The following is a 3,051-nucleotide window of genomic DNA, read 5'->3' as shown; positions in this document are numbered from 1 at the left end:
TCTCGGTGAGGGGCCGGTCGTCAACCCGGTACGGCGGGCGGTGCACGCTCGACCCAACGAGCACCACAATCCGATGGAGCCGTTCCGACCCGAAGGTCGACTGCGTTACAACCCGCCGATCGCGAAGCGGCGGCCACGGACCCTATCGGACAAGCAGTGGCGTGATGTGTTCGTCGCATTGCGCTCGCACCGGGACCGGGCGTTGCTGGCGCTGGCGCTGAGCAACGGCGCACGCGCCGGTGAGTTGCTCGGTCTTCGTGGTGTCGACATCAATTGGGGCGATCAACTGGTGCGCGTGATCCGCAAGGGTAGCCGTGCCGAGCAGTGGCTACCAGTCAGCGCCGAAGCCATCGTTTGGCTTCGCCTCTATCTGGGCGAGAGCGTTCCCGTCGGCCCGAATGAGCCGATCTGGCGCACTGTGCGTCGACGCGACCGCGGCACCGGACTTGCGGAGCAACCACTGACCTATGACGCGCTACGGGCGGTGTTCAGGCGGGTCAACAGGACGCTAGGGACGAACTGGTCGATGCACGACCTGCGCCACACCGCGGCGCTGCGGATGTCACGCGACCCGAACCTAACCTTGCGCGACATACAGGTGATCCTCGGCCACGCCGATATCGACACCACTGCGTCGACCTATTTGTTCGAGGAAGACATAGAGGTTGCGACGCGAGTTCTGGCCCACCTTGACAGGGAACACGAGGCCGCTCCGAAGCCGCCGCCTGTGACTACGCGGTACGACCCCACGGACCTAACTGTCCTTCTCGGCGGATCCGCGCAGTGAGAGCGCCGACACCGACACCAGCCAAGCGCTCACCCGTCTGGCGGGCAAGCGAGGACGAACGCGCGCGGTGGGGCTCGCGAGGCGGAGTCGGCGGACAATTGGACGAGACGGCTACCGAGGATGTGCTCACCGCCCTCAAATCCTCGCCCGAGATGGCCCGCCGCTCGCCGCGACAACAAAAGCCGATCATCGCCGCGGTCCGAGTAATCCTCGTCTGGCTCGCCAGCCACCCCGGCGACGGGTGGCAGGCACGCTGGGAGTGCGCGAACCCGGACGACACCCTCCACTGGATCGAATCGATCACCAGAGATGATCCGCGGTCACTGAATGCCAAGCGGAGAGTGTTCATTGACGCTCTGGGCTGCCTGATGCTGATTCGGTTCATCCTGCCCAGCCATCGACTGCTGCGTACCCTTAGTTCGCCGGTCCTCTACGGGAAGGCTCGCGCCACGTTCCAACCGGACTTGTTCGCACTAGCCGAACAGAACGCCCAAAGGCTGCAGATCCGCAAACCCCTTCGAGTCAACGCTCTGAATACCCTCACCGCGATAGTCCTCCATTGCGGGCGCAACCTTGACGAGCTCACCTTCGACGACTTCATGAACCTACGACATGCAATTGGGTGGCCTGGCGGGCAAACTCGCGGAAGTATCAGCACCGGTTGGGATCTCGTGCGGGGCATCGCGAAGATCCCGGATGCGCCGTTTCACACCATGCGGATGCGTGGCCAGTTGTCGACCGGTGAGATCGTCGACTCGATCAATCTGAGTTGTCGGCCGATCCGCGACGTCATCGTCCGCTACCTCGACGAACGACGCCCGGCATTGGACTACAGCACCTTCTCCGCCCTCGCTCGCGTCCTTGCTGCGTTCTGGGCGGACATCGAAGCCCACCACCCAGGCATCGACTCGCTGCACCTGCCCAACGACGTCGCTGAGGCATGGCGACAGCGAACACGAACCGTCGTCCGACCAGACGGCACGGTCCGTGAACGACTGGCCGTCCTGAACATCTTCGTACCTGTGCGAGCCTTCTATCTCGACATCGCCGCCTGGGCGCTGGAAGACCCGTCCTGGGCGCCCTGGGCAGTGCCGTCCCCGGTGCGGCGTAGCGACACCGAGGGCTATATGAAGAACAAGCGGCAGGTCACCGCACGTATGCATCAGCGCATCCGGGACCGGCTGCCGCACTTGACGCGCCTGTCCGATTCTGTGGCAGACCACCTGAGCCAGCAGGCCGATCTTCTCGCCGCCGGCCAATCCGCGGGTTACGAAGAGACTTTCGAACACATCGGCATTCGCTACCGTCGGCTGGCGCTGAGGGTCGACGAGATCGGCCCCGCCCGCCGAACAGTCAAGGAACCGGTCAAGGTTGAAATCGTCGCCACGGCAGAGCGACTCGATCTCTCTCACCTCGAGGACGAGGCGTTCTGGACGTGGGCAATCGTCGAGACACTGCGACACACCGGCGTCCGAGTCGAAGAGCTGCTCGAGCTCACCCAACTCGCTATTGTCAGTCACCGCCTGCCAGACACGGGTGAGGTCATCCCGCTGCTCCAGATCGTTCCGTCCAAGACGAACCAGGAGAGGCTGCTCGTCGTCACGCCCGAGTTGGCCAGCGTCCTCGCCAGCGTCGTCAGTCGGCTGCGCGCCATCGGTGGCGGATCGATCCCGCTGGTCGCTCGCCACGCCGCTCATGAGCGAGCCTGGGGACCGCCGCTGCCGCATCTGTTCCAACGCAATCGCGACTACAGGTCCAAGGTCATCATCGCCGGGATGGTCAACCAACTGCTGGCGCGAGCATGGGACCGGATGGGTGTGTGCAACGCTGCCGACGAGCCGATCAAGGTGACCGCGCACGACTTTCGGCGCATGTTCGCCACCGAAATGGTCACCGGTGGCCTGCCTATCCACATCGCCGCGAAGATTCTCGGGCACAACCGATTGGTGACAACACAGGGTTACACCGCTGTGTTCGACGAAGAGCTTATTCGCTCTTACCGAGCTTTCCTCGATGGCCGGCGATCCGTCCGCCCGGCTGAAGAGTATCGCGAACCCACCAACGCAGAATGGACCGAGTTCCAACAGCACTTCCAGACCCGAAAGCTCGAGCTCGGGGACTGTGGCCGTCCGTACGCCACTCCCTGTAGCCACGAACACGCCTGTTTCTCTGAACAAGAATTCAAGCTTGGTAATCATGTGGAAGTCCTTCCCGAGATCGATCCGAATCCAGGCATTCCGAGGTCAGTTGTTGCCGATCCTCGT

The 3,051-nt window shown here is 63.4% G+C and carries 2 protein-coding genes; both read left to right on the top strand.

Features of this window, described 5'->3' with window-relative positions:
• Positions 1-787, top strand: a 787-nt coding sequence (locus tag A2J01_RS26515) for a tyrosine-type recombinase/integrase (RefSeq protein ID WP_082900966.1), incomplete at its 5' end; no start/stop codon positions are given.
• Positions 784-3,051: tyrosine-type recombinase/integrase (locus A2J01_RS26510; protein WP_064113933.1), on the top strand; the 2,268-nt coding region annotated here is incomplete at its 3' end. The genes A2J01_RS26515 and A2J01_RS26510, both read left to right, overlap by 4 nt.

It is taken from the genome of Rhodococcus sp. EPR-134, from assembly GCF_001647205.1.
Lineage (GTDB): Bacteria > Actinomycetota > Actinomycetes > Mycobacteriales > Mycobacteriaceae > Rhodococcus_F > Rhodococcus_F qingshengii.
This window is presented reverse-complemented; position numbering and strand designations above follow the sequence as displayed.